The 5,219-nt window shown below is 39.3% G+C and carries 6 protein-coding genes; all 6 read left to right on the top strand.

Translation table 11 applies throughout. From position 1 onward, the window contains the following. The first annotated feature begins 50 nt into the window (after positions 1–50). Positions 51–320 (top strand): hypothetical protein, encoded by a 270-nt coding sequence (locus tag B4J23_RS06785; RefSeq protein ID WP_291359508.1) that lies wholly within the window; start codon positions 51–53, stop codon positions 318–320. A 168-nt stretch (positions 321–488) separates the two neighbouring features. Further along, positions 489–1,472: a putative oxygenase MesX gene (locus B4J23_RS06780; protein ID WP_034705603.1), complete on the top strand. Its 984-nt coding sequence runs from the start codon at positions 489–491 to the stop codon at positions 1,470–1,472. A gap of 51 nt (positions 1,473–1,523) precedes the next feature. Continuing rightward, a complete protein-coding gene (locus B4J23_RS06775; protein ID WP_004281804.1) occupies positions 1,524–2,567 on the top strand; it encodes a methionine synthase in 1,044 nt (347 codons plus the stop codon). A gap of 97 nt (positions 2,568–2,664) precedes the next feature. Beyond that, on the top strand, positions 2,665–3,159 hold the full coding sequence (locus B4J23_RS06770; RefSeq protein ID WP_034705604.1) for a flavin reductase: 495 nt from the start codon (positions 2,665–2,667) through the stop codon (positions 3,157–3,159). A 43-nt stretch (positions 3,160–3,202) separates the two neighbouring features. Further along, positions 3,203–4,003 carry a sulfite exporter TauE/SafE family protein gene (locus tag B4J23_RS06765; protein WP_034705600.1) on the top strand — a complete coding sequence of 267 codons (801 nt, stop codon included), beginning with the start codon at positions 3,203–3,205 and terminating at the stop codon, positions 4,001–4,003. Positions 4,004–4,110: 107 nt separating this feature from the next. Next, positions 4,111–5,028, top strand: a complete 918-nt coding sequence (locus B4J23_RS06760) for a LysR family transcriptional regulator (protein WP_034705598.1) — start codon at positions 4,111–4,113, stop codon at positions 5,026–5,028. The last annotated feature ends 191 nt before the right edge of the window (positions 5,029–5,219 follow it).

Here is a 5,219-nt window from a genome sequence, read left to right as displayed (position 1 = left end):
TTGATTTATGACGGAAGTCTAATGATAAAACTAAAATTATTAAATTAGGTGTGGATAATTATATAAATCGAATTATTGCATATGTTGATGAGCAGTCAGACTCTAAAAGATTTGAGGAAATCGTTGGTTCACAGATGAAATATTTGGGCGAGCGGTTAGATACTATTTTCAAAGCTGCTCAGAAAGGTTCTCATGATATTATTACTTCTAGGCAAGAAGCTGATCGTTATGTTATTTACACATACTTGATAGTTGGAGATTTATTATCTTTGGTAGAGTTGCAAAAAACATTATTAATTTCAGATAAAGATTTTAGATAGCCGCTTAACTTACTGAATAACTAAAAATCCTCAGAATCTTTAATTTATTAAGATGAGTATTTCTCATCTTAAGCTGAATTTATATCGTTTTACTCACTTTCTTATTCACGTTTAAATAAAGCCATTCGGAAATTTAGCTTTTTATAAAATTTTTAGGTGGCAATCTCCATGAGTACAGCATTTGAGTGTTCAATTAAACGTATCCGTTTTGATGAGAATTATACACCAGCAGAAAGCACACGTTTAACCACAAACTTTGCCAATTTGGCACGTGGGGAAAGTCGTGAAGAAAACTTGCGTCGTACCCTTGCGATGATCAACAACCGTTTTAATAGCTTGGCAACCGTTGATAACCCGAAAGGTGATCGCTATTCACTTGAGATTGACATCATTTCTGCTGAAATTGATATCGAAGGTAATGGTCAAACTTTCCCATTTATTGAAACACTGAAAAGTGTAGTGATTGACCATAAAACAGGGGAGCGTATTGAAGGCATGATCGGCAATAGCTTCTCATCTTATGTGCGTGATTACGACTTCAGCGTAGTATTGCCTCAATTGGGTTGTGGTGTAGGTGAAAAACCTGAAGATTTTGGAGATCTACATGGTAAATTGTATCAACATTTGGTGAATTCAGATGTATTTAAGGCAGAATTTACCAAGCCACCTGTGATTTGTTTAAGCGTTTCAACCTCTAAAACCTATTACCGTACGGCAAACGTACATCCTATTTTAGGTGAGGAATATACCAATGATGAATATTCACGTACCGATGAATATTTCGCCAAAATGGGCTTACGTGTACGTTACTTCAGACCGGAAGGTGGTAATGCACCATTAGCATTCTATTTCGCTGGCGACTTAGTCCGTGATTATACTGATTTTGAATTGATCAGCGCGATTGCAACCATGGAAAGCTTCCAAAAAATTTATCGTCCTGAAATTTACAACACCAACTCTCCGGCAGGTGTGGAGTATCAACCAAGCTTGAGCTATGGCGATTATTCACTTACACGTGTGGTCTATGACCGTGTGGAACGTGGTGAGTTAGCGGTTAAGCAAGGTAAATGGACAGAAGAAAACTTCATCAAACCATATCAAGATATTTTAAATGAATGGGCAGCAAACTTTAAGGTCGAAACAGCTGCTTAAGACATCGAATTGACACACAGACTGACGAATTTTAGAGAAAGAAGATTAGACATGGCGCTTACACAACCGAAACTTTTACTCCCAACTTCAACTGCGGGTAGCTTGCCAAAACCGTCTTGGTTAGCTGAACCTGAAAAATTATGGTCTGCATGGAAGCTTGAAGGCGAAGAATTATTAGAAGCTAAACGTGATGCTTTGAAATTATCATTACATGAGCAAGTCACTGCAGGTATCGATATCGTGAGTGATGGTGAGCAAACCCGTCAGCACTTTGTAACCACGTTTATTGAACATCTTGAAGGTGTAGATTTCGAAAAGCGTGAAACCATGCGTATTCGTAATCGTTATGATGCAAGTGTACCTTCAGTTGTGGGTGAAGTTTCTCGTAAAAAAGCAGTGTTTGTAGACGATGCGAAATTTTTACGCAGCCAAACCAGTCAGCCAATTAAATGGGCGTTGCCTGGTCCAATGACCATGATTGATACACTTTTTGACGGACACTACAAGAGCCGTGAAAAACTGGCTTGGGAATTTGCCAAAATTTTGAACCAAGAAGCTTTAGAACTTGAAGCAGCAGGCGTAGACATTATTCAATTTGATGAACCTGCGTTTAACGTATTCTTTGATGAAGTGAATGACTGGGGTGTACCAACCTTAGAACGTGCACTTGAAGGTCTAAAGTGTGAAACTGCAGTTCATATTTGCTATGGTTACGGCATTAAAGCCAATACAGATTGGAAACAAACTTTAGGTAATGAATGGCGTCAATACGAAGAGTCATTCCCGAAACTACAACAATCTAAGCTCGATATTATTTCACTTGAATGCCAAAACTCACGTGTACCAATGGATTTAATCGAATTGATCCGTGGTAAGAAAGTGATGGTGGGTGCAATTGATGTGGCAACCACTCAAGTGGAAACTGCAGAGGAAGTAGCAAATACGCTACGCAAAGCATTGCAATTTGTTGATGCAGATAAACTGTATCCTTCAACTAACTGTGGTATGACACCGCTATCTCGCCAAGTGGCACGTGGCAAACTTGAAGCTTTAAGCGCAGGTGCTGCTATTGTTCGTAAAGAGCTAGAAGCTTAATCAAACGTAGTCTCGTGCGAAGCAGAACAAATCATCGCAAGGTCATTTGTCCAGCTTTATGCACGAGCACGTGATATGTACATTTGAGATGAAAGAGATGATTGAAGCAACAGACTTTAGAAATGCAATGTCTTTACTCACCACAGCAGTGAATGTCATTACAACGAAAGGTGAAGCAGGGATGCATGGATTTACTGCATCTGCGGTATGTAGTGTGACCGATACCCCGCCAACCTTATTGGTCTGTATGAATCAATCCTCTCGTTCACATGCACATTTTGTTGAAAATAAAGTCTTGGCTGTAAACGTATTGAGTTCGCAGCATGAACAGCTTTCAAATGCCTTTGCTTCAAGTAAACTCAGTTCTGAACAGCGTTTTCAACTGGGGGAGTGGGGCGGTTTAGAGACAGGCTCGCCGATTTTGCAAAATGCTTTGGTCAGTTTTGACTGTGAGATTCAAGATATTCAGCAAGTCGGTACACACAGTGTTTTCATGTGTCGTGTTCTTAAAGTTCAACAAAGCGATCAAGAAGAAAGTCTGGTGTATTTTAACCGTGCTTATCATCAAGTGGGTCAATTGGAACACGTTTAACCCAATGCCTTAATTCATTCATCTTTTTAAAAGTTAGTCTATTGTGGAACTTATAACCTTTTTAATCATCGGTGCTTTTGCTGGTTTTGCGGCAGGGCTGTTTGGTGTCGGCGGTGGTACGATTATTGTACCACTGCTTTTTATTGTCTTTACCCAAATGGGCTATGACCCCGATGTGGTTATGCACCTCGCATTAGGCACATCTTTGGCAACCATTGTTGTAACCTCGATTAGCTCATTGATAGCGCATCATAAAACTGGTGCTGTGATTTGGCCTGTTTTTAAAAATCTAGCGCCACCTATGGTAATTGGTTGTTTTTTTGGGGCAGGTATTGCTGGTTTGATATCAGGATTACATCTACAAATCATTGTTGGCTTATTTCTGATTTGGGTCGCATATACGATGTTTACAGGTGCCAAAAAAGCAATTGACCCAACGAAAACGTTACCCTCATCAGGTCAACAAGTTGCTGCAGGTAGTGTGATTGGGGTTGCATCAGCAATCTTTGGTATTGGTGGTGGAAGTCTGACGGTTCCATATCTGAATCGCTATGGTGTGGTCATGCAGAAGGCTGTTGGAACATCTGCGGCGTGTGGGTTACCGATTGCGGTTGCAGGTGCATTAGGATTTATGCTTTTTGGCATGAATGCTGAAATCAATGTGCCGAATACTATTGGTTATGTTCATATTTATGCCTTCATTGGCATCAGTATCATGAGTTTCATCACTGCAAAATTTGGTGCGAAGGCTGCACATGCCTTATCGCCAGTAATGTTGAAGAAATGCTTTGCCCTTTTATTGGTCATTGTTGGATGCTTTTTCCTTGTGAAAGGATTCATTTGATATTACGCAATGATCATTCATCATGTTAAATAGCCTGCTTCATGTGGGCTTTTAATCTTTGCTTTTAATGTATCCTTACAAGGACAATGATTTGAGTTTCTCCCAAGATGATCGAATTAAAACACTTAAAAATGCTTTCAGCTTTAAGAGAACATGGTTCTTTAGTCGCAGCTGCGAGCGATCTTTGCATTACACCTTCAGCGGTATCTCATCAGCTACGTGAGCTTGATCAGTGGATGGGTATTGAGGTCGTGAACCGCAAGACTCGGCCTATTACTTTTTCTAATGTTGGTCAACGTCTACTAAAACTAGCAGATGAGATTTTGCCACAAGTACAAATCGCACAAGCTGATATCAGTAGAATTCTGCATGGTCAAACAGGTCGAATCACATTTTCTTCTGAATGCCATAGTTGTTTCGATTGGCTTATGCCACTATTAAATCAGTACCGTATTCAATATCCAGATGTCGATTTAGACTTCGCATCAGGATTTGAAGCGAATCCACATGAGTTATTGCAAAATGGCGAATTTGACTTACTGATTACAGCAGATCCAATCGCTTTAAAAGGTGTTGAATACTTTCCGGTATTTGAATATGAATCGCGACTTGTTTTATCAACAACCCATCCATTGGTACGTGTAGAACAAATTACCGCTCAAGAGTTAGCTGAAGAAACACTGATTACTTATCCAGTGGATAAACATCGTTTAGATATCATGTCGAAACTATTTATTCCTGAAAATATTCAACCTAAAAACATTCGAACCACTGACTTAACCCAAATGCTGATTCAGCTTGTGGCGAGCGGACGTGGTATTGCAGCGCTACCTGATTGGGTAGTGAATGAATATGAAGCGAAAGGCTGGGTCACGTCACGACGTCTAGAATGTGTTTCACCTGAAGGATTACGCCGAACCTTATATGCAGGTTTTAGAACGGATGAAAAACAGAGAGACTATTTTGAAGGGTTCTTAAAGCAGCTTGAACGATTTTCTAAGAAACGAAATAGCTATTATGTTTAAATCTAGGCTTTTTTCCTTTACTTCAGGGTCAAAGGAATGCTAAAAAGTGTACAGTAGATTTGTATGTTATTCACCAATGGCTTTGTTGCACAAAGATTTCATAACTATATGATTTTAAAAGTTTTGATTATTTTTTGATCCAAAATTAAATTTATTTAAATCAGATGCTTACATATTTATGCAACAAAGCC

It is taken from the genome of Acinetobacter sp. UBA3025 (assembly GCF_002367915.1).
GTDB lineage: Bacteria > Pseudomonadota > Gammaproteobacteria > Pseudomonadales > Moraxellaceae > Acinetobacter.
Note: the sequence above shows the minus strand (reverse complement) of the source record. Positions and strands in the feature narration are given on the sequence as shown.